Source organism: Clostridium sp. JN-9 (assembly GCF_004103695.1).
Classification (GTDB): domain Bacteria; phylum Bacillota; class Clostridia; order Clostridiales; family Clostridiaceae; genus JN-9.
The window spans coordinates 1,145,152-1,167,732 of the sequence record NZ_CP035280.1 but is presented as its reverse complement, the minus strand read 5'-3'; the positions used below and the strand labels follow the sequence as shown (position 1 = coordinate 1,167,732).

General features: G+C 32.0%; 19 protein-coding genes. 7 read left to right on the top strand and 12 right to left on the bottom strand.

The features are described from left to right. Nucleotides 1-37 precede the first annotated feature (37 nt). A complete protein-coding gene (locus tag EQM05_RS05565; protein ID WP_128749118.1) occupies nucleotides 38-1,021 on the top strand; it encodes an EamA family transporter in 984 nt (327 codons plus the stop codon). Between the two features lie 144 nt (nucleotides 1,022-1,165). Here the strand turns inward: EQM05_RS05565 and EQM05_RS05560 are convergent, their stop codons facing one another. From EQM05_RS05560 to EQM05_RS05545, 4 genes are all read right to left on the bottom strand, one after another. Continuing rightward, complete coding sequence (locus EQM05_RS05560) at nucleotides 1,166-3,019, bottom strand: ABC transporter ATP-binding protein (protein WP_128749117.1); 1,854 nt, start codon at nucleotides 3,017-3,019, stop codon at nucleotides 1,166-1,168. A 3-nt stretch (nucleotides 3,020-3,022) separates the two neighbouring features. Beyond that, nucleotides 3,023-4,741 carry an ABC transporter ATP-binding protein gene (locus tag EQM05_RS05555; protein WP_128749116.1) on the bottom strand — a complete coding sequence of 573 codons (1,719 nt, stop codon included), beginning with the start codon at nucleotides 4,739-4,741 and terminating at the stop codon, nucleotides 3,023-3,025. A gap of 331 nt (nucleotides 4,742-5,072) precedes the next feature. Further along, the gene (locus EQM05_RS05550) at nucleotides 5,073-6,293 is read right to left on the bottom strand and encodes a methyl-accepting chemotaxis protein (RefSeq protein ID WP_128749115.1); all 1,221 of its coding nucleotides are present in this window, start codon (nucleotides 6,291-6,293) and stop codon (nucleotides 5,073-5,075) included. A 566-nt stretch (nucleotides 6,294-6,859) separates the two neighbouring features. Next, nucleotides 6,860-7,783, bottom strand: coding sequence for a transposase (locus EQM05_RS05545; RefSeq protein WP_128749114.1), 924 nt, complete (start codon nucleotides 7,781-7,783; stop codon nucleotides 6,860-6,862). A gap of 321 nt (nucleotides 7,784-8,104) precedes the next feature. Here EQM05_RS05545 and EQM05_RS05540 point away from each other — a divergent pair, with 321 nt between their 5' ends. Further along, nucleotides 8,105-8,602, top strand: coding sequence for a hypothetical protein (locus tag EQM05_RS05540; RefSeq protein ID WP_128749113.1), 498 nt, complete (start codon nucleotides 8,105-8,107; stop codon nucleotides 8,600-8,602). Nucleotides 8,603-8,704: 102 nt separating this feature from the next. Here the strand turns inward: EQM05_RS05540 and EQM05_RS05535 are convergent, their stop codons facing one another. The 3 genes from EQM05_RS05535 to EQM05_RS05525 form a co-directional block, all read right to left on the bottom strand. Beyond that, nucleotides 8,705-8,968 (bottom strand): YkuS family protein, encoded by a 264-nt coding sequence (locus tag EQM05_RS05535; protein WP_128749112.1) that lies wholly within the window; start codon nucleotides 8,966-8,968, stop codon nucleotides 8,705-8,707. Nucleotides 8,969-9,193: 225 nt separating this feature from the next. Next, the gene (locus tag EQM05_RS05530) at nucleotides 9,194-10,096 is read right to left on the bottom strand and encodes an alpha/beta hydrolase (protein WP_128749111.1); all 903 of its coding nucleotides are present in this window, start codon (nucleotides 10,094-10,096) and stop codon (nucleotides 9,194-9,196) included. 86 nt (nucleotides 10,097-10,182) lie between these two features. Further along, entirely contained in the window at nucleotides 10,183-10,608 is a 426-nt protein-coding gene (locus EQM05_RS05525) for a thioesterase family protein (protein ID WP_347560230.1), read from the bottom strand. A 227-nt stretch (nucleotides 10,609-10,835) separates the two neighbouring features. On the opposite strand from EQM05_RS05525, the gene EQM05_RS05520 reads away from it, so the two are divergent. Beyond that, on the top strand, nucleotides 10,836-11,285 hold the full coding sequence (locus EQM05_RS05520; RefSeq protein ID WP_128749110.1) for a hypothetical protein: 450 nt from the start codon (nucleotides 10,836-10,838) through the stop codon (nucleotides 11,283-11,285). A gap of 100 nt (nucleotides 11,286-11,385) precedes the next feature. Here EQM05_RS05520 and EQM05_RS05515 read toward each other — a convergent pair whose 3' ends face one another. Both EQM05_RS05515 and EQM05_RS05510 read right to left on the bottom strand, forming a co-directional pair. After that, complete coding sequence (locus EQM05_RS05515) at nucleotides 11,386-12,351, bottom strand: hypothetical protein (RefSeq protein WP_128749109.1); 966 nt, start codon at nucleotides 12,349-12,351, stop codon at nucleotides 11,386-11,388. 108 nt (nucleotides 12,352-12,459) lie between these two features. After that, nucleotides 12,460-14,403, bottom strand: a complete 1,944-nt coding sequence (locus EQM05_RS05510; protein ID WP_128749108.1) for an HIRAN domain-containing protein — start codon at nucleotides 14,401-14,403, stop codon at nucleotides 12,460-12,462. 263 nt (nucleotides 14,404-14,666) lie between these two features. Here EQM05_RS05510 and EQM05_RS05505 point away from each other — a divergent pair, with 263 nt between their 5' ends. Beyond that, complete coding sequence (locus tag EQM05_RS05505; protein ID WP_243108129.1) at nucleotides 14,667-15,899, top strand: amidase domain-containing protein; 1,233 nt, start codon at nucleotides 14,667-14,669, stop codon at nucleotides 15,897-15,899. A gap of 606 nt (nucleotides 15,900-16,505) precedes the next feature. Here EQM05_RS05505 and EQM05_RS05500 read toward each other — a convergent pair. The 3 genes from EQM05_RS05500 to EQM05_RS05490 form a co-directional block, all read right to left on the bottom strand. Beyond that, nucleotides 16,506-16,685 carry a hypothetical protein gene (locus EQM05_RS05500; protein WP_128749107.1) on the bottom strand — a complete coding sequence of 60 codons (180 nt, stop codon included), beginning with the start codon at nucleotides 16,683-16,685 and terminating at the stop codon, nucleotides 16,506-16,508. Nucleotides 16,686-17,389: 704 nt separating this feature from the next. Further along, nucleotides 17,390-18,769, bottom strand: a complete 1,380-nt coding sequence (locus EQM05_RS05495; protein ID WP_243108128.1) for a DUF4179 domain-containing protein — start codon at nucleotides 18,767-18,769, stop codon at nucleotides 17,390-17,392. After that, entirely contained in the window at nucleotides 18,741-19,334 is a 594-nt protein-coding gene (locus EQM05_RS05490; protein ID WP_164917203.1) for a sigma-70 family RNA polymerase sigma factor, read from the bottom strand. The genes EQM05_RS05495 and EQM05_RS05490 overlap by 29 nt, the downstream gene beginning before the upstream one ends. Before the next feature lie 423 nt (nucleotides 19,335-19,757). Between EQM05_RS05490 and EQM05_RS05485 the strand changes: the two genes are divergently transcribed. The 3 genes from EQM05_RS05485 to EQM05_RS05475 all read left to right on the top strand — a co-directional run bounded on the left by EQM05_RS05485 (nucleotide 19,758) and on the right by EQM05_RS05475 (nucleotide 22,580). Then, entirely contained in the window at nucleotides 19,758-20,066 is a 309-nt protein-coding gene (locus EQM05_RS05485; protein ID WP_128748678.1) for a transposase, read from the top strand. After that, nucleotides 20,042-21,007, top strand: coding sequence for an IS3 family transposase (locus EQM05_RS05480; protein ID WP_128749104.1), 966 nt, complete (start codon nucleotides 20,042-20,044; stop codon nucleotides 21,005-21,007). The genes EQM05_RS05485 and EQM05_RS05480 overlap by 25 nt, the downstream gene beginning before the upstream one ends. A gap of 145 nt (nucleotides 21,008-21,152) precedes the next feature. After that, nucleotides 21,153-22,580: a spore germination protein gene (locus EQM05_RS05475; RefSeq protein WP_128751043.1), complete on the top strand. Its 1,428-nt coding sequence runs from the start codon at nucleotides 21,153-21,155 to the stop codon at nucleotides 22,578-22,580. Nucleotide 22,581 lies beyond the last annotated feature (1 nt).

Here is a 22,581-nt window from a genome sequence, read left to right as displayed (position 1 = left end):
ATTCTTAATAATTGTAGAAAAATTGGAGGCAATTAATATGAAAGAGGGATACTTATACATTTTTTTGACAACCATTATTTTTAGTACAATGGAAATAGCATTGAAGCTTGTATCTGGAATCTTTAATCCTATACAGCTTACCTTTACAAGATTTTTTATAGGCGGATTATTTTTAGTTCCATTTGCTGTTCATGCACTTAAAAAGAAACATTCTTCCGTTTCAAAACAAGATTTATTATATTTTGCTTTTTTAGGATTTATAGGCATTTTTATAAGCATGATGCTGTATCAGCTGGCAGTGCAAAATACAAAAGCTTCTGTAGTTGCTGTTTTATTCAGCAGTAATCCTGTTTTTGTAACAATACTTGCATTTGTCCTGTTAAAGGAAGCCATTCATAAAAACAATGTAATAGCTTTGATTTTTGAGGTTATTGGTACAATAATAATTATAAATCCATTAAATGTTAAACTTAGCGTAACCGGCATTACACTGTCAATTGCAGCTACTTTAACCTTTGCTCTTTATGGAGTCTGCGGCAAAAAGAAATGTGCCGAATATGGCGGTATAGTGGTTACCTGTTTTGGTTTCTTATTTGGAGGACTTGAGCTGCTTGTTTTAATTGGAGTCACTCATATTCCTTCAGTGGCACAATGGTTCTTTTCAAATGGACTAGCTATATTTGCAAATGTTCCTATATTTAAAGGGTACTCTTTAAGCGTACTTCCTATAGCATTATTTATTTTCATTATTAATACAGGAGTAGGATTTGCCTGCTACTTTATGGCAATGGAAAAAACCTCTGCAAAGACAACTTCTTTGGTATTTTTCTTTAAACCAATTTTAGCGCCAATACTAGCACTTATTATACTCCATGAGGCTATTCCATTTAATATGATTGTTGGTATTTTATTTATATTGTTTGGTTCACTTTCATCCATACTTCCAGAACTATTAGCTCAAAGAGCTGTTGAAGCTAATGTTGGAACTGAGGAAGATAATGAAAAATTAGCAGCAGAATAAAAAATACTCCCACTTAGACAAAAGTCTTGCGTGGGAGCTTTTTTTAAGTTTAGTTTAAAGGGACGGTTTACAATTAATAAAGGTAAAAAGGGGACGGTTAACAATTTATATGATATATAACATGTCCCACAAATTCATCTTTTTTTATAGCTCATCAGGTAATTTTCCCATTTGACTTATAACCATTTTATAATATTGCCCTTTTTTATCCATAAGACTTCTGTGATTTCCTTTTTCCAATATCTGTCCATCACCTATTACCATAATATGATCTGCATCTCTAATAGTGGACAACCTATGTGCAATTAAAAAACTTGTGCGGTTTTTCATTAAGCTTAAGAAAGCACGCTGAATATCTTTTTCAGTTTTCGTGTCAACGCTGCTGGTTGCCTCATCCAGAATCAATATAGGGCTGTCACAAAGCACTGCTCTTGCAATTGCTATAAGCTGCCTCTGTCCCTGGCTTAAATTATCCGTAGCTCCTGATACTATTGTTTGATACCCCTTAGGAAGTTTATCAATAAAATCATGAGTATGAGCTATTTTGGCTGCTGTTATAACCTGTTCATCTGTAGCATCCTTTTGTGAATAGCGTATATTATCCATAATTGTCCCTGTAAAGAAGCATGTATCCTGCAGTACTACTGAAAAGCACTTCCTCAGGCTGTCCCTTTTTATATTAGTAATTGGTACATCATCAATTAAAATTCTCCCGCTGTCAGCATCATAAAAACGAGTTAAAAGATTAACAATAGTGGTTTTGCCTGCACCGGTTTCTCCTACCAGTGCAACTACTTCACCTGCATTCACACTGAAACTTACATTCTTAAGTACAGGAGTGGATTTATTGTATGAAAAACATACATTTTCAAAGGTGACACTGCCCTTTGGTTTATCCATACAAATGGCATTTTCCATATCAGCAGTTTCCTCTTTGCTGTCCAATATTTCAAATACACGTTCCGCACCTGCCAGAGCAGACTGTATGGTGTTAAACATACCTGCCACGGAGTTAAGGGGCTGTGCAAACTGCTTTGAATAGCTTAAAAAGCTCACCACTGTGCCAATGGCCAAGCCGTAGCCTACTGAAAGTATACCTCCTGCAAAAGCAACCATGGTAAAAATCAAATTGTTGATAACATTCATTAAAGGCATCATGTAGCCTGACACTATCTGTGCCTTGGTACTGCTTATATTAAGCTTTTCATTAATTTCTTTAAAATTCTCTAGAACATCCTGCTGCTTTCCAAAGGCTTTTACCATTTTAAGTCCAAGTATGTTTTCCTCAATTACTCCATTAAGTGAACCCAGGCTCCTTTGCTGTTCTAAAAAATATGCACGGCTTCTTGTTGTTATTGTACGTGTCAAAATAACTACAAGGGGTATGCAAATCATAACAACTAAAGTAAGAGGCACATTCAGAATTATCATTACAGTAAAGGAACCAGCCAGTGTTAAGGCGCTGGATATTAACTGAGTTGTTGCCTGTGCAATGGTTGAGCTTATATTATCCACATCATTTGTAATTCTGCTCATGGTGTCCCCGTGAGATCGTGTATCGTAAAATTCCAGCGGAAGTTTCTGCATTTTTTCAAAAAATTCAGTACGAAGTGCAAACACCAGCTTTTGCGAAATTTTTAACATAATAACACCATTGATGGATGAAATAATCCAGTTAGTTCCATACAATGCTGCAATTATCATTAAAAACAACATAAGAGTATTTGTATCTACAGTTTTAGTTGGAATTTTCAATGTATTAAATGTTTTTCCTATGTAATACGGAATTGCAACTGAAATAAGGGATGAAATAACTGTAAGGATAATGGCAAGAATAATGGTTTTTCCCCACCTTGCATATATTTTTACAATTCTCATCAGCGTACCCTTGGCATTTTTAGGTTTTGCACCAGGTCTAAAGCGGCTGCCACCTCCACCCATTGGTCTTCCATTCATAGATGGCACTTTTACTTCAGGTGCAGTATATTGATTTGCCATTTACTACGCCTCCTTACTGCTTTCAATTTGTGTCTTATAAATATCTCTGTATATTTCACAATTCTTCATTAGCTCATTATGAGTACCATATCCAGCTTTAACACCGTTGTCCATAACAAGAATCCTATCTGAAAACATAGCTGTGCCGCAGCGCTGAGTAATTGTAATAACTGTCTGATTCCTAGTTTTAGAATTGAGATTTTCCCTGACTTTAGCTTCAGTTACAGCGTCCAGTGCACTTGTTGCATCATCCAGTATAAGTATTGAAGAATTTTTAAGTATTCCCCGGGCAATGGAAATACGCTGTTTCTGCCCTCCTGAAACATTAACAGCAGCACTGCCTAAAAGGCTGTTATAGCCCTCCTTCATATTTTCAATAAAATCTCCCTGTGCCTCATGAGCAGCCTGGTGCAGCATTTCATCATCAGCTTCACTGTTTCCCCATCTTATATTATCAGCAATAGTGCCTGAAAACAGCATAGGCTTCTGTGGTACCATGGCAATATTATTGCGTACTGAGTCAATACTTAATTCTTTAATATCACAGCCGTTAATAAGAATTTTACCTTTGTTTACGTCATAAAACCTTAATAACAGCCATGCTATTGTAGATTTACCGCTGCCTGTAGGTCCTATAATAGCTAAGCTTTCACCATTATTAATATGAAATGATAAATCCTTTAAAGCAGGCACTCCGCTTCCATTAGGATATGCAAAGGTTACATTTTTAAATTCTATTTTACCATTTAATTTCTTTATTTCACCGTTGTCAGAAAAGTCCTCTTCACAATTAAGCACTTCACTAATACGTGCTGTGGAAGCCTTAGTTCTTACAAAGGTATTAAATATGTTTGTTATCATAACCAGTGATGTTAAAATTTGTGCCATATAAATTGTAAATGCAGTAATATCCCCGGGTCTTGCAAGATTTAAAGTAAACAGCCTGCTGCCTATGTATATTACAATAACTGTACCTATTCCAACGGTTAATGTCATTAGAGGAGATACCAGTGTAATAATCATTTGAGAGGATATTCCATTCTCCATTAAGTTTATATTGGCATTTTCAAATTTATCAGTTTCCTTGCCATATGTTCCAAAAGCCTTAACCAAGCGCACTCCTATTAGATATTCCTGAACCACTGAGTTTACCTTGTCCATGGCTTTTTGCAATTTATAATAACGTGGATAACTGAGCTTCATACTTACAATAATTAAAACTGCAACTATTGCTACAATACCATAAATTATAAGGCTGAGCCTGAAATTAAGAATGCTTGCAAGTACTATACTGCCAACACAGGTTATTGGTGCCTTCATAAATATTCTCATAATTCCATTTACAAACTGTATAACCTGGTTGGTATCATTAGTCATACGGGTAATAAGAGAACCGCTTTCAATTTTGTCTGTGCTCTGCTCCGAAAAGTAAATAATTTTTTCAAATAAATCATACCTTAAATCTGCACCCATACGCTGTGATACTTTACTGGCCAGTATATTTCGTGTCACTGCAAAGCACGCACCTATACCGGTGACCAAAAGCATAAGTGATCCCCAATAATAAACCTTAGGAAGCTGTCCCTGATCAATCCCATAATTTATTATATTGGACATAAGCGTAGGTCCAAGCAAATCACATACAGCTTCAGAAACAACGCAGAAAACCGCAATCAAAAAAGGTAATTTATATTTTTTAAAATATTTACTATATAAATTCATATTTGTTGTTCCCCTCTTTACCTTATTACCTTAAAGTTCTTATGTTCTTTTCTTTATTCTTTACTTTAAGTCTTATACATAGATAATATTATACATCCTTATTTTATATAAAAAAAGAGATAAAAAGGGACGGTTAACCAATAATAGGAATGCGAGATAAAAAGTAAAAAGGGACGGTTAACAATTAATAAGAATGATTTATATTGTAAAAGCTTCATTTTTCTCCTCAGTATAGTGCAATTGTTATAGCAATGTATTCAGCATATCAATACTCACCACTTTGGAAATGGAAGTATCTTTGCCGCAAGTGATGAAAATGTTTGTAAGGGCTTTATTTAAATATTAAATTCAATTTGTCTGATAACTTAGTTAAAGACTGAACTGAGCTTGACAGCTTGTCTATTTCTGTTTTATTATCCTTAGAAATTGATACAGAGTTTTGGGATAATTCAGCAGTCTGCTTGGATGCTGCTATAATATTATCTAAGGATCCTAAAATATACTGGCTGTCATTAACCTGGCTTTTCATCTCCTTATTTAGATTATTAATTATAGAATTTATTGTGTCAATTTTTTCAAATATATCTTTAAATACATATTTTGTGTTGTTTGCATTTTTATTTTCATTATTTATCATTTCTACAATATTATCAGTAAAGGAAACGGATTTTTTACTAACGTCGCTTATGACCTTAATTAAATCTGTTATTTCTTTTACCCTGTCTTTGCTTTGCTGCGCCAGTATTCTTATGTGTTCTGCCACCACGGAAAAGCCGCCTGCATATTCCCCTGCCTTTGCTGCCTCGATTGCCGCATTTAATGCAAGTAGGTCCGTCTGTTTATATATATCGTCAATTACATAAACTATTTTGTTTATTTCTTTAACCTTGCTGTTTAACTCATTTACAGTTGAGCTTACCTGTCCCACACAGGAATTTATATTTGTTAAATCTTCAATGCTGCTATTTACATATTTTTCTCCGTCATATGCAAGTTTAGTAAGAGAAATGGATACTGCATTGCCGTTCTCAGTACTTTTTTCTATCTCCTCTATGGAGTTAACATAACAGTTAATCCTGCTGTGAAATTCGTTTATGCTCGATGTTGTATCCTCTGTGGCATTCAGTACTTTGCTTAAGTTGCTGTCTATTCCTTCCACATTGCACTTAGTATCGTTAAAAACATTAAATAGAGTGGCTGATACTTCACACATTGCACAATTTATTTTACCTATTTCATCAATAATCAGGCTTAATTTTTTCTTAACCTCTATTTCATTTTTTAATGTTCCATTTAATTTTACGTTGTTTTCTTCTGCCTTATATTGATTTATACCTGCAATGAAAGCAAATAGTCCAAGAAATATTGGTGCGCTGTCAATCATCTTTAGCAATGCACTAGATTTATGCAATAAAGCTATGTGTTCATAATTCAAAACCATATTTTTAGTATGCATTTCAAGGATTGTTGCCAGTAAAGGAAACATAAATCCAAATATGATACCTATAATCGAGTATCTTCGAATCGTTTTATTCCTAAATATCCTAGCCATAATAAATTCATCCCCCTAAATTCATCCTCATGCAAGAACTAAATATTTTTAAATAATAACTTATATGGATTATTTCGACAAGTGTATCGAAATTCCTTTTATTAACGAAAAAAAGGGACGGTTAACCAATAATAAGAATGTGATAAAGGGGGACGGTTAACTATTAATAAGAATAATTTATATTGTAAAAATATAATTTTTACTAAAAAAGATTTATTTAATCGGTTTTTTACTGGCCTTATATTTCGGTAATACCTCAAAAAACTTTTTATCTATATAACTTACATTAAAGTTATTACATTGTGTCCAACAAAAGATCAGAATGTAGTATTTTTTTTGCAAAGTAAATAATTTTTTTATCCTTAGCTTGTACTATATAATTTCATTTAGTAAATCGCCATTTAAGCAAGCAAAAATACTGATGCTTCTACAGTTTTTTGAGAAGCTGCATAGCTGATTTACTTTGAAATCTATTTAAATAAAAAAATGCATAATAATAAAGCCTTTTATTATTATGTAAAAAAATAAAAAGTTTTTATAAGGTTTTTTAACTTAAACTATATTTCTTAAGACGTCTCCTGTAGAATAAATTTATTTATGATATCCTTATACCTATCCTCTGTAGATATAAGATTGACTCCAATTGAACAAAGCTTTGATACTCTTGACTCAGTTATATTTCCAAGGATTTCGCATATATGCTTCATTTTAAAATTGCAAAGACTTCTCATTAATAATACTGCTAAAGCCCTGGCAGACTTATTATTTCTGTTATTCTTAACATAAAGCATAACTTTATCTATTCCTGTTTCTTGTGATATGAATTCTAATATCTTCTCAGGGTCAAAGTTTCTTACTAATATTTTTCTTTCGCTTCTATACTCAGTTTTTTCATCTTCAAATTCTATTTCCTTTTTTAATTTCTCTTTATCACACATATACACAAGCTTGAGATAGTTTTCTCTCGCTTTATTTACATTTGTACCTACCATTTGCATTATGTATGCTTCATCTAAAAGATCAGTTTTATCTTTTTCAATGCCTAAATATACTCTTAAACTTGAATATTTATATTTTTCCGGGCATGTTTCATAACCCTTTATTTTCAGTGGATTATTGTGAATATAAGCTGATAAAGTGATTAAGTATCTGTCTGTGTCTACTATTTTGCTCTTGAACCTATCCTGAAACACATGACCATGTCTATCATGAATTCGATTGAATGTTACTGCATATTTAAAATTTAATCCATGCATTATTTTCGATATATCAGCCCCATTAGAATCTATTATAAAATGAGCGTGGTTGCTCATCATGCAATATGCATAAACCTTAAATCCATATATTATTTGGTAATTTTTCATCTGATTCAAATATTTTTCCTTGTCATCATCTTTTTTAAATAATGGAACTTCCGTTATACTCCTCACCATCACGTGATATATTGCATCTTCAAATTTTATTCTTTCAGTTCTCGGCAAGAAAAGCACCTCACTTACTGTTAATTTTTACTACCTTAATAGTATTGACTTTAAGTGAGGCACTTATTCCAGTAAATTCTAAAAGCTAGTTAATTGTTAACTATCCGCTTCTCCTTCAGTCCGCAGTTGAAAGTTAAAGGTTAAAAGTTGAAGATTAATCAGTTGTTAAACGTCCCCTTCAAAAATCAGAAGCTAATCAATTGTTAACCGTCCCTTTAAAATTTTAAAGTCGTCAAGTTGTTAACCGTCCCTTCAAAAAAGTAACAGAAAACCTACATAATACATAATCTATATAGAATATATTTTAAAATAAAGGACTGTGAATTAAGAATGAAAAAATTTGCTTCCTTCCATGGCACCATTACCATGATTAATGACTATCCAATGTCATCTTCAGGAAAAGATGCAGGATGCTATAAGCTTATGACTGTCCAAAACAGCTCTGACGATATTGTTAATTTTACTGTTGGTCCTGATACTTATTTTGTGTATCATATAACATTGTCTGCAGGCGATAATGTAACTGGTTTTTATGATGCAAATGCACCTGCTATTCTCATATTTCCACCTCAGTTCAAAGCACTTGTTATGGCTAAAGATTCAGCATATGAAAACGTTAAGGTGGATTACTTCAATGATGAACTGATAAGCAGTGATAATTCTCTTAAATTAAACATTGCTCCATGTACTACAATGTTGCTTGAAAACAATCAAATGTTTACTGGTAACCCTAAAAGCCGAAATTTAATTGTGGTTTATGGGCCTTCAACTAAAAGTATACCTGCACAGACAGTACCTTATAAAATTATTGTTATGTGCCAGCAATAAAAAAATGTGTTTATTCATATATTACTTTCTATATAGAGTAAACACATTTTTATTCAAGTTGTATTAAGCATTCATCCCATAGCTAAAACAGTGGGCTTTCTGCTAAGCTTTTGTAATTTTATTATCAATACTCTTCTTTACTTCTTCTGCAGTTAATCCGCTGGCATTAATAACTGGCACCTTTGTGGAAGTATCACTGAATCCCATCATATTAGTATTATAGTCTGCTGTAACAATTGCATCCAGATTTTCATACTTTGAAATGTTGTTTTCTAATGTTTCTCCTAATGTTTCTACTGAATACCCATTGGATCTTAAATAATCAGCAATCATTGAAAGTCCTTTTTCTACGCCTATCTTTTTCATATATAATCACCTCTGTTTTATTTTCCCCATTGACATATATGGATATGCATATATATTTTTATAAAGTTCATATTAACTGATTATTAACTAAAATGTATTAACTTTGTAATAATATTTTTATCTTACTGAGTTATTATATAAGCATATGGATAAGCTATCTGTATAATTTATTAAAGCCCCCTTAAGTTTAAAAATAAGCTGTGAAACAAAATTTCACAGCTTATTTTATATATATTTTTTCATCCATTCCATTGCCAAGTCAAACCATATACTGCAGTGAGGACTAATATGGCTTTCGTCACCTGCTGTGGTTTCATCACATAATGACAAGCCATGCGGACCCTGTTCAAAAATGTGCAATTCATAAGGTACTTTGTTTCTGGTCAATTGTGATGCAAATTTTATTGAATTTTCCACATATACAAAGCTGTCATCAGCTGTATGCCATATAAATGACGGAGGCGTATTTGAGGATACATAGTTTACGGGGCTCAGCTCTGTTAATTCCTTATCTGACGGATTGAAATTTCCAAACACAGCTTTACTTGAAATTTCAAAATACCTTTTTTGAAATTCATTTGGATTTTCAAGAAGATTATCTTTCATAACCTTAAAATCTAATAACGGATACCCTAAAATAAGTGCGTTTGGTTTAAAAAATTTACTATGAACTTTAAATTTTTTCTTTAATATATCATCCTGCCAGTGAACTCCCATGTAAGCTGCTAAATGTCCCCCTGCTGAAAATCCGCATAAAGTTATTTTATCACTGTCTAAACACCACTTATCTGCATTTTCCTTAATAATCACCATTGCCTTAGCCAGATCAAACCATGGTGCAGGAAATGCTGACTTTTCATTGCCATTTGGAAGGTTATTATAGTCACTTATCTTTTCAGTATAATATGTGCTGTATCTAAGTACAAATACATGATAGCCATTAGCTGCAAATCTCATTGCCACAGGCTCTGATTCCCTGTCCACGATTCCAAGATATCCGCCGCCGGGGCAGATGATTACAGCAGGTCTTTTTTTATCGGCCTTAAATTCATTTGGATTATCTAAAATATAGGCAGTTAGACTTATATGATTATTGTGTTCCCAAAGCTGAATTTTTTTAGTTAACATAATTTTCTTAAGTGAAAGAATGCATGTCTATTTGAATTCTCCCGCTTAAACGCACTTCCTTTCTTTACAATTTTAAGTATGTATTTTTACTCTTCCACTGCTGATTCCAGCATTTTATATAAATCAGGGAAATTTTTCTTTACATTTACAATCCTCATTTCCTTGTTTACCATGGCATGCACTGTTTTCCCTTTGTTTATGGGTTTATGAAAATCATCCTTATAAACATTATACTCAAATTCCAGTCTTACCGGGGTAATCTTAGTAAGCTTAGCCTCAATGGTAAGTTCATCTTCATAATACGCTGCACTTATATATTTACAATGAAGTTCCACAAGAGGCACTGCCACACCTATGTTTTCCATCTCAGTGTATGTTAATCCAATTTTCTTTATAAGATCTGTGCGGGCGGCCTCATACCAAATTGCATAATTTGAATGATGAGCAATTCCCATTTTATCTGTTTCAGCATATCTCACTGAAATCTTAGTGTTTGATATCAAAATTCTCACTTTCCTTCCTGCTAAAATATCTGCAAATTATTTGCTTTACAATTTCAGTAAATTACAAAACCAGGATCATGTATAATTATACTATAGAATTTCATTTATTGTACATTTTCACACACAAGTTTACTTTTGTTATTATAGTATTTCTTGTAGAATTATGGGTAAATTATTTATATAGTATTTTTTTGAAAAGTATATAAAATAATTCAATACGAGGAGGTAATCGCAGCATGATTAATGAAGGTGCGATGACTGAAAAAGAGTATAAACAAATAAAATCCGAAGACAGTAATGGTGTTGTAGTTACAAATTCAACATCTGAAGATATGCTTGTATACGGTCCTGCCAGAGCTGCAGATGGCGGGAATTTTGTCACTTCATGGTATATTCTTCATCCAGGTAAAGCTACCCCAAGAAGTGGAAACTTTCAGGGTTTGTACATACCAAAGGATAGAAATTTTGTAGACTCTGACGGTAAAACATCGCAGGGACCAGCAGCTGTCAGATATTCCGCTTCAAAATCCGTAACAATTACAGGCAGTGAAAATCAATATTTAGAGAAAAATCAGCACAATGACGGAATATATCATTCAAGTGAAATCAACTGGCCAATTCCCGATTTTAGTTCAGCAGACTGCCAGAAGATAAATAAAGTTTCATATGAAGTGGGGAATAAGTAAGAGCTAAAAGCTAAGAGGTAAGATCTAAGAAGTAAGAGTGAATAGGTATATTGGAAAAGCGGCCAGAATTGACCGCCTTTTTATCTATTCTCTCTTATTTTTAAGGAATGTTATTGGTGAAAGTATTATTTACAGTATTTACTGTACCTCCATCAATGTTGGCAATAGCTCCATCATTGTTACCTGCTGCATTGTTGGTAAAAGTACTGTTTGTAATACTGATTATGCCTGAATCCACATTGGCAGCAGCACCGCCCCTGTTTGCGGCAAAGTTGCCAATAAAAATGCTGTTAAAAATGTTAACCGTCCCCGAATTTATATTTGCTACAGCACCGCCGTTACTGCCAGCAATATTATTTATAAATGTGCAGTTTATTACGGTTGCTGTTCCCTGGTTTGCAAAAGCACCACCATTATTTCCTGCAATATTATTTTTGAATATACTGTTTAAAATACTAGCCGTACCATCGTTTGCAAAGGCCCCGCCATTAACAGCAGCACTATTGTTGGTCAAAGTACTGTTTTTGATGTTAACCGTCCCTGAGAGATTTCCAATGGCACCGCTGAAATTTGCACTGTTTTCAATAAAAGTGCTGTTTTCGATGTTGGCAGTGGATGCCATATTTGCAATAGCACCACCCACTATAGGAGCATTATTATTATTGAAACTTGTATTTCTTAGGGTAAGTGCTGCACCGTCCTCATTAAAAATAGCTCCGCCGCCGCTTCCTATATTGTCAAAGCCATTTGCAAATGTTATACCACTTATTGTTACTGCAGCGCCGCTTACAATAAAAATACGGCTGCTGCTATTGCCGCTTATTGTTAGCTTGTCCATTCCTGGTCCAAGAATAGTTATAGCTTTATCAATTGTTATTGATCCGCTGGTCAGCGTAATAATACCTGGTAAAATTTTATCATCAAATACTATAATGTCACCTGCTGCTGCTGAACTTATAACCTGCCTCAGTGAGCCTGTACCATTATCATTTATATTAGTAACCCTTAGTGTGGTTCGAACACTAAGAGCAGCATTTATTAAATCCTGAGTCTGCATCATAGGCAATTTTAACCTCTCCTTATTTTGTTTATTATAGGACTTGTCCTACAATATACTATGCAGAAGGTGGTTATTTGTGATAATTATAAGCTAAAATCCAAATCAGATTTGCCATCACTGCTTTAAGCTGTCAGCTTCCCCATCCATGGCAGTTATTGTATCTTTAATACTTTCTTGTACATCCTTATAGCTTAAATATACATCTATATTCATATAATTATCATCAAAACTGCATTTCTTAAGCCTTCCATAAAGATATTTCCCACCTTTCAGCAGATTTTTCAGCTGTTTGTTAGCACCCCTTGGTATATAGCCTAAAATATATCCTGTATTATCAGTAACCATAACAGCATTTTCATCATAGGGATTATTAGTATCATGCTTTAAAAAAAGCATATCATTAATTTTTATATTATCCTCAATTACACTTGTATCCCTGTAAAGCACCCCTGCAATATCAGTGGAAAAAAGATAAATATCCTTATAAAAGGGTTTAACCAGTAAATTGCTTACATTAGTATATTCCCTTTTCTTAGTTCCATTTATATTCAATAATTCCTTCATTTTTCTTTTTATAGACTGGCTTTTTTCTTCCCCTATGGCCTCCTTGATTTTACTTACTGTTTCATTATTCCAGTTTTCTTTATGTTTTTTTAAATAATGTACTGCTTCTTCTCTGTTTTCAGGAAATCTGGCTTTAAGGGCCATAGTTGGTAATTCCATGTCTACAAAGCTGCAATAACTTAAATTGCGGAGAATACAGTATATGCATATATCAGGTTTGCAATCAGTTGTGATATGTTCTTCATCTATACTCACAGCACCACTGAATATTTTTTTAAGAGGAAGTGTCTTATAAGCATAGTTAATCAACTGTTTCATATTATTTGCATTTTTGCCTTCTGAAAGATACAAGTAAACATCTATATTATATTTATCCTTTTCTAAAATAGGCATAAGTTCATCAAAAGTTAACTTCAAACCAATTACCTCTGAAATAAACATATAGACTTTACCAGGCTCATCCGCTTTTTTCAGGGATTCTTTAAAAATTGTTTTCCATTTATCATTTATTAATATGGACAAGCATTTATTTTTAATCTCCTTTTCAATGGTAATTGTCCAGCCGTTTTTTCTTTTAGAAGATGCTTCATCATCAGTTAAATAAGGTCTCATTCTTTCTTCAATATATGCAACAGCACATAGATCATGAAAGCAATGTGCATATTTTTCTGCATATTTTATATACAATTTCACTGTTTCAAGGCTATCCTCATTTTCATAAATATCATAATCATCTTCTGAAAGTATATAATATATAATTGATGAAACTTTTGATAACTCATTTCTACCTATATTTCTGCTTTTTAGGTACCAGCTTATATTAACTTTCTTAGTGCATAAAACTGCAGATATTTCTTTTAAAACCACATTCATGCTTCCCTGCTCAATAATCCACTGCTTAATTTCATCATTCAAGGCATATAGATTTTTTAAGCAGTGAACTTTTCCATAGCCACAGGTTCTTTTGGCAAGATTAAAAACAAAGGTATTGTAATGATCCCAGTTTCCTGTAGATGTTACTGAATAAAAGGTAAATTCACTGTGCATACCTAGTATTTCCACAATCTTTCTGGAGTTCTCAGGTTCACAAAGTCCAAGTATCGTAATGCCCACTTTCACTTCTTCATAGTTGCTGCTGCAGGTTGATAATTTTATACCTATATCTGCAAGTTTTTCTACATTTATTAAATCCTCAAGTATATATAATTTTAAAAGTCTGCAGAATTCAAAATAATAAGTTATAAATCTATCCTCATTTAAAAAATTTAATAATTTGTTGTGTTCAGATTCATTTTCTAAATAATTATTTAAAATCTTTAATAAATTCTCAGCTTTAGCTTTTTGAATATTATCAGGTAATATTTCACCGAAAAAGATATAATAGGAATCCTCTAACCCAGCTGTTTCAAAGTCCTGATCTTCATAAATGCTGTCAGGATTTTCTTTTAAATATCTGTATATTTCTTGAAAAATGCTCTCCCCTTTAACTAACATAATATCCCCTCGCTACATAAATTAGTCACATATTGTATAATTCTATACTTCTTTGAATATACCTTCACAAATTCACAATTATTCCAATGCATTTAGCTTTCGATATATTAAACTATTCTGACAGCAATATGAATTTCCTCTAATTTCTTTTTGTTTAAACTGAATTTGCCTGTTAAGTTAAAAATAATCTGGCATATTTAATCTTATTTTGCTAAAAATAAAATCACCTGTAAGCTTAAATTCTTAAAAAAGGTGGTTGCCTAATGATGAGAGAAAATATGAATTCCATATTGTTTTTTGTTTTTATAATAATTACTAGCCTTTTATCAGGCTGCCAGAGCAAAATTAATGATATTCATAATCCCCATGTAAATAATTTTTCAAAGGTTACTGCTGCAGATTATAAAAGTCCTAATGAAGATAACATAGATTTTTTTGTTCCATGTGTCACTGATACTGTGGATAAGGAAGAGATGAGGTCAGATGTTGAAAGAATATTTAATCAGCGTTCAGCATGTCTTGTTACAGGAGACACAGGCCCTTTAAATGAACTTTTTGATACTTCTCAAAGATACGGTAAATGGGCACTGGAACATGAGATTAAAAGAGTAAAATATCTTAAGCAATGGTCGGAGCAGAGGGACATTACCTTTAATAAAATAGAATCCACAGTAAGGATCAAGAAGATTTATCCAAGGGGTAAAGTAATAAAAATAGCCTTGGAAGAGTCTTACAAGTTTGAATATACCTATAATAGTGATGAAGAAGCTTCTCAGGTTAACTGCTTCGGAGTTGGCATAAGACATACTACAAGTTTGACTAAAAAGAATGATAAATGGGTTGTTTATAATGACTGGTATACTGACTGCTTTGAAGATGCTTTGCATAATTTTTCTGTGAATATCTCTAACATACCAGCACATTTAATTTTAGACAGAAGTTATGAAGCTTATAGCCTGCACAAGCCATTTTATGACAGACAAAAAGCTGTTGCTTATGCTGATAAATACTGTGGTGCAGCCTGGGGCAGCGGAAATAATTTTAAGTATAACAAAAAATATAGTGATTTTAATGGTGCAGGTGGTGACTGTACTAATTATATATCCCAGGTATTAGGTGATAAAGAAGAAGGCGGCGGTATGCCCAATACTGGAGGCTGGACACCAGGAAGTCATTCATGGTCTAATGCAGATGGTTTAAAAAACTTTTTAGTTTACAGCGGAAGAGGAAGTGTAATTAGTGTTGGCACCTACAAGGATTTAACTAAGCCTACAGAGGCTCTGCCAAATGGCGCTGTGGGAAAATTAAAGCTTGGAGATTTGGTTGCCTATGAGAAAGGCAGAGGAAATATAGATCATTTTGCTGTAGTAACAGGTTTTGATTCTCATGGTTATCCATTAATAAATTCCCATACCACTGACAGATACCATGTGCCCTGGGATTTAGGCTGGGGTGATTCAAAAATTAGATTTTTCCTTATTCATATAAATGGGTAAATGCAAATGTCGAATGTAACCAGGCAGCACCCGAATTTTGTCATATGTAACCAGGCAGCACCCGATTTATGTCAGATATTTAATTGAAGAACCTATATACACAATTTATATATAATTTATTAACAGAATTATTTCATTTTTGTCATAGAACTGTCATACTTATACCTTATTATAAAAGCATAGATAAAAAACATATTTATCTTAAAAAAACTTTTTAGTAATTAAAGTCCCCCTTTAATTAACAGGAAGCTGTGAATTCACCTTTTTTCACAGCTTTTTTGATTGTCTCAGAAAAGGGTCAGGTGCCTTACAAGAACGGAAATAGTTTTTGCTGCTAATCATTTTCTTAACCTCTTGCATTTATTTCATTAAATGATATTCACCTCTTATTGGATTAAAAATGTAAACTTTCTCCACTTCTTTATCTCTGACATATATCAAATATGCCTTTCCAATAAAAAAATTAAACTTTTTTTCACGCTATTACCTTCCTTAATTATTAATAACTTTTTACAATTGGTCAGGTGCCTTACAAAAGCAATAACCTTAAAAGGTAACATGACTTTCATTTAACGTACATCTGCTAATATTGCGTATTTATAAGCATCATTTATCTTCTTCATCCTTTAATTTATTCAAAATAATATCTAACTTCTTATCCATCTCTTTATTTTTGTTAATAAAGTTTTTAAATCCTTGAATCGCTTTATATATCACTATTATAAGTGCAATTAGTAAAGTAAAATTGATAATAACAGCAATAATTGTAATAAGATTAGTCCTCATATTAAACCCTCACTTAAATATTTTTTAAGCTTATCATAATAATTACCATTATATCACACAATAGTAACATATGTAATAAGTATTACAAATCTTGTATCTAATGGAATAAGTTTATTAATTGAAATAGTAAATTCCACCCATGAGAATTTCAATGTGGAAGTTAGTTTTTCAAATTAATGGGTGGATTTTAGTTGTGCAAAGTTCATTCACATAACTATCCTTAACCATCTTAACTACTCCTAATTTGTAATTGGACAGATTGTCAAGGACGGAGCCGCTATGCGGTGCGAAGCATCCTTGATAATATGATCAATTACAGTTATAATGTTGACTAGATGGTTAAGAAAATACTGAGGTGGAAATTACTTTTACAAAATAGATGGATTATTTCTCACCTTTGTTTTGTATACCAAAATTTATGTTATCCTGTCTATTTAATAGTTAATTATTGCATTTTTGTTCCAGATATTAGGCAAAATAAACCTCTTTTCTTATGCAATACTTTTTAATCCCTTTTATAGGTTGAAGTTACTTTTTCAAACTGGAATTTACTTTTTCAATTGACCAATGGAATAAGTTATAGCCTTTCAGAGAATCAGGTGCCTTAAAAAACAGGGACAGTTTTTGTTGCTATTTTTTATTAGAATTAAAACTCATTTACATTATACAGCATAACATAAATGAGCTTTAGTTTTACTTTACATCTATTTAGTAAGATTTATCTTTAATTTAAGATTATTTTGTATTTCATAGCATCCCAAATCGTTTGTTCCTATTTTGTATTTTATGTTTTTATTCAAAGGTGGAAATTCCATGGTATAATCGCCATGCTTTTCTATATTAAATGTATTTGAGCTGCTTTGGACTGCATTACCTTTATCATCCAATATATATAATTCTCTAGCTTGTAAAAATGGAGCATTTCCTTCTACGTTATATTTAACTATCGTTTTATCTTTTGCAGTAGTTATTGATTTCACTATTATTTTACCCATTTCCCCCTGAGAAAGTTCTATTGGGTATGTTCCATTTATATCTTTATAAATTGGTGGTATTAATGTTGAACCATCATTGGTTTTGTATTTTTTCAATTCAGGTTTATTGGAATTAATCTCATATGGTATAACAGTTATATATTTTGGAATAGTATTTACACTATTAAAAGTGTGTATATATCTTCCATTACTTGAAAATCCACCTCTTGGTAAGATTTCATTACCTTTATCATCAAAAATAAACCAACCAACATTTGTATTTTTGTCATTATAAAGAGTAGTTTCTATGCTTGTGCTTATAGGTGTAAAGCTTATTTTTTCTATATTAACTTTTCCATATGGAAAATCAACTTTAACATTAGGCTCAAAAACCTTGCTATCTTTTGCTGTAACATTCTTTGGCACAGTAAATTTAAAATTCCAATTCCCATTTACATCATAAATATTCTTTATATTTAAATCAACATTAATAATAGAAGGCAGGCTTTTATCGTCAATATTCATAGTTTCTGAATTTATATAAGTATACTTGTCTAAATATTTGCCCTCAGATGATGATCCACTCATAACATTTTTCCCATTAATTTTTGTATATTTAACTAGAGTAAATGGCTCAAAAGAATTATTTTTTGCTTGATTTTCAATAATTTCATTTGATGTCTTCATAATTCCTCTTATATCACTTTTGCTTTTTATAGTGTATCCTATGGTTAAGTTATTACTATCAGTTAATATCTCATTTATAGTAACAGTTACTCCTTTATCAGTTACACTTTTGTTCAAAACTTTAGGATATTTTTCATACTGTCCGTTATCATATCCATCACTGTGCATTTGTTGAATTATAGATTGTAAGTTAGGTATATTTTTTGCAATGGCAGGTATTCCTGCATTAATTAATAAAACTGCTATTACTGCGGCTACTGCCACTTTATATTTAGATTTTTTTGCAAATCTTTCTTTTTTAATATTCTTCAATAAATTATTTTTTAACCTTTTTTTAGTTACATTATCTAGTTCTATATCAATAGAATTAATTTCATCTATATCCATTTGTATATCATTCAGGTATTTGTATATATTGTCCATTGTCATTTTCCTCCTTTTTAATATTTTGAAGTCTTAACTTTAATAATTTTTTACATCTGCAAATTCTTGTATCTACAACATTTCTTGTTACTCCTAAATCCGCAGCAATTTCATCTATACTTTTTTCTAAATAATATCTCATTATAAATATTTTTCTATTAGTATCACTCATTTCATCAATATATTGAAATAATTCTTTCATATTTTCATTAGCCAGTACCTTATCTTCAGTTGTCAAATTAGAAATAATATTGCAATCATCAATATCAATAATTTCCCTATTTTTTATAATCTTTCTTTGATAATCAATTGCTTTATATTTCCCTATTGCACAAATCCAGTGTACAAATTTTTCAGGTTTACCAGTAAACATATCTGCATTGTTCCAAATACTCAAAAAAACATCATTTAGACATTCTTCGATTAATCCTCTTTGACTATAATTATTTAAGACATTATATATAACTTTATATATTAGATTACTATAATTATCTATCAAAAACTCCAATGCTTTTGTGTTCTTTTTCTTTAATTGTTCAACTAAATTTGATTCAGTTATTTTCACAATTTTGTCTCCTTCCTCTCAATGTCGTAGAAGCTTCTCATTTATATAAACGAAACTAATATATGTTTTCTTACAAAGTGAATGCATAATTCGGTAAATTAATTACCATTGTAACACAGTATGACAAATGCACTTAAGAAATCATAAGCAGCATAAAAAATGGCATATTTAGATATTCAACGAAAAAGAAAGATATTACAAGCTTTAGCCTTCTAATTTTATGGTGAGAGGTTATAAGCCCTAATATTTTTGTTACACTTAGGAATAATTAAATCTACAAAGGATAAAACTAACATACATAAAGAAAATTATATTATCCTTTTTTACAATATTGGGTGGTGAACTCTTAAGCCCCTTAATTGATTTGGACAATCTACGAACCTTTAGCTAAAATAATATTAGAAGCTTAAGGAGGAAGAATTAATGAAAGGTAGCTGTTATTCAAAAGAGATTAAGGAGCAGGTGTTAAAAGAAGTAGGCGAAACGGGTAACATGACGTTGGTTGCAAGAAATCATAATATACCATCTACAACCATTAATACATGGGTAAAAAAGAAAAAGGATGCTGCTAAAGCTGGCTTTGCCAGGGGCCCAAAATCAAGTAACTTTAATTCAATTAATTCTAATAAAGAAATAGAAAAAGAAAATGATTTATTGAAAAAAACGCTTGGTGAAAAAGACCTTGAAATAGCAATTTTAAAGGACTTATTAAAAAAAAAGAGCTTTCTATAGATGATAGATTTCAGGTAGCCAGGCATTATATAAGGCAAGGTTATAAAATAACGTTAGTGCTGAAATACGCTGGTTTAAGCCGATCTACATATTACTATCATGTCTCAAGTGAAAATAAAGTTAAGGTGAAGCCAGAGAATGTTGGAAGACCTATTGTAGGATATTCTATTACAACAAGTGGTAAAAAGATATGTGATGAAGAGATTAAAGACAACATTATGGAGCTAATCCAGGGTGATGCTTTCTTCTATGGCTATCATAAAATTACCCACGATTTGATGAAAGAATACAACCTGATTATTAATCATAAGAAGGTGTACAGGCTGTGTAAAGAACTCAATATACTCAAGAAACAAAGAGTTATCAAGCCTCATGTTAAAAGCTCAATATCAGTCAATAGGATAGTTAAAAAGTCAAACGAACTCTGGGAGGCAGACATCAAATATGGTTATATTATTGGTGAAGATAAGTTTTTCTTTGTATTGTCAGTAATAGATGTTTTTGATAGATCCATAATCGATTATTACATGGGCTATAGATGTACAGGCTCAGATGCAGCAAGCTTAATAAGACGCTGCCTGATTAGGAGAGATCTGCTTGACAGTGAAGGCAAGCCAGTCATTAGGACTGATAATGGCCCACAGTTTATCAGTAATATATTTGAAGGAAGCTGTAAAGATATAAACATTTATCATGAAAGGATTCCAAGCAGAACTCCCAATAAAAATGCTCATATTGAGTCTTTCCACAGGATCTTTGAAGATGAATGCATAGGTATATATGAATTTGATAGTTACAAGGATGCATATGCAGAAGTAGCAAGGTTTATGAAAAGATACAACACTAGGAGGCTTCACTCAAGCCTTAAATACAAAACTCCAAATGAGTTTTATATACAGAATATGGGGAAAGAAATTGAAAGTATGGCAATTCATTTATAGTTGGATGGGAGTTTTGATAAATAATTTTAAAATATTAAGATATTCGTAGCTTTGGTAAGATTTTGTCCAAAATAAAGGGGCCAATCCGGTGAATATATTGGAAGAAAAAACATTACAGGAGAAAATTAATATTATTCGTGAAGGTATGGGAAATGCTCAGAATATTGTAGTAAAGAATATTATTATAGGAAATGAGGCACCGCTGGAAGCAGCTATATTATATGTTAACGCTTTAGCAAATAAAGATATTATAGATAGAGATATATTAACTCCTCTTATGCTTTACGTGAGGGAAGACTTACATAATAAGATGGATTTAAGCAGTTACGTCTGCAAAAAGTATATAGCTATGAGCAATACTGTAGTTGAAAAAGATATAAATAAGGTAATGGATGCAGCTAAAAGAGGCAGAACCATAGTATTTTTAGATAATGAAGAAGATTATATAATAGCTGATACTATAGATGGAATATATCGAGGTGTAGAAGAACCGCAAAATGAAAGCGTTATAAGGGGAAGTAAGGAAGGTTTTACTGAAAATATAGAAACTAATATAAGTATGATAAGAAGAAGAGTAAAGGATGAAAACCTGAAGGTAGACATTTTTACTGTAGGCAGAAGATCTCAAACGGATTTAGCAGTAATTTACATAGGTGATATAGCAGATAAAGATATAGTAAACAATATAGAAAAAAAAATAAAAAATATAGATGTGGATATGATTCCAGCTGGTAATTACATACAGCAGTTTATAGAAGAAAAAGCATATACTGTGTTCCCTCAGATGTATACTACTGAAAGACCAGATGTTGTTGAAGCTAAAATAATGGAAGGAAGAATAGCAATTATTATAGAAAACACCCCTATTGTAATTACAGCACCAACTGTTATAGAGGAATTTTTTCAGACCATGGACGATTATGCTCAAAGGACTACAGTTGCCACTTTTTATAGGGTACTTCGCTTAACAGCTATATTTATTACAATAACACTGCCATCAATATATTTAACTTTTCTAAGATTTAATCCGGAGCTTATACCTATAAAGCTATATGTGCCAATAGTTCAATCCAGAATAGGTATAGCTTTAAGTCCTTTTCTTGAAATACTTTCTATGGAATTAATAATAGAATTTCTTAGGGAAGGCGGTCTTAGATTACCCAGCAAAATAGCACAGACAATGAGTGTTGTGGGGGGTATTATTATTGGAGATACAGCAGTTAAATCAAAAATAGTAAGTCCATCTACAGTCCTTGTAATTGGAATTACTGTAGTAGCCAGTTTTTTAATACCTAATCATGATATGTTAGAAATTAGAATATTAAGGTTTCCTATGCTGGTTTTGGCCAATTTAATGGGTATACTGGGCATAGGCATTGGGTGGCTTATTATTTTAGTGGAATTATGCTCTACAGATAGCTTTGGAGTACCATATCTTCAATTTAAAAAGGGTGATATGAAGGATATATTTGTTCGTGCACCTTTGTTCGAAATGAATAACAGACCTGAAGCTATTCCAAATGATAATCCTGTGAGACAGACAGATTTCAGGGAAAAGTCTAGGAGAAAATAAA

Coding starts and splice junctions, on each gene's coding strand:
- EQM05_RS05565 (WP_128749118.1), top strand. CDS start 38: ATGAAAGAGGGATACTTATACATTTTTTTGACAACCATTATTTTTAGT.
- EQM05_RS05535 (WP_128749112.1), bottom strand. CDS start 8,968: ATGAAAAAGATAGGCGTAGAAAAAGGACTTTCAATGATTGCTGATTAT.
- EQM05_RS05495 (WP_243108128.1), bottom strand. CDS start 18,769: ATGGACAATATATACAAATACCTGAATGATATACAAATGGATATAGAT.
- EQM05_RS05555 (WP_128749116.1), bottom strand. CDS start 4,741: ATGAATTTATATAGTAAATATTTTAAAAAATATAAATTACCTTTTTTG.
- EQM05_RS05560 (WP_128749117.1), bottom strand. CDS start 3,019: ATGGCAAATCAATATACTGCACCTGAAGTAAAAGTGCCATCTATGAAT.
- EQM05_RS05510 (WP_128749108.1), bottom strand. CDS start 14,403: ATGTTAGTTAAAGGGGAGAGCATTTTTCAAGAAATATACAGATATTTA.
- EQM05_RS05540 (WP_128749113.1), top strand. CDS start 8,105: ATGAAAAAATTTGCTTCCTTCCATGGCACCATTACCATGATTAATGAC.
- EQM05_RS05500 (WP_128749107.1), bottom strand. CDS start 16,685: ATGAGGACTAATCTTATTACAATTATTGCTGTTATTATCAATTTTACT.
- EQM05_RS05530 (WP_128749111.1), bottom strand. CDS start 10,096: ATGTTAACTAAAAAAATTCAGCTTTGGGAACACAATAATCATATAAGT.
- EQM05_RS05475 (WP_128751043.1), top strand. CDS start 21,153: ATGGGAAATGCTCAGAATATTGTAGTAAAGAATATTATTATAGGAAAT.
- EQM05_RS05550 (WP_128749115.1), bottom strand. CDS start 6,293: ATGGCTAGGATATTTAGGAATAAAACGATTCGAAGATACTCGATTATA.
- EQM05_RS05485 (WP_128748678.1), top strand. CDS start 19,758: ATGAAAGGTAGCTGTTATTCAAAAGAGATTAAGGAGCAGGTGTTAAAA.
- EQM05_RS05505 (WP_243108129.1), top strand. CDS start 14,667: ATGATGAGAGAAAATATGAATTCCATATTGTTTTTTGTTTTTATAATA.
- EQM05_RS05520 (WP_128749110.1), top strand. CDS start 10,836: ATGATTAATGAAGGTGCGATGACTGAAAAAGAGTATAAACAAATAAAA.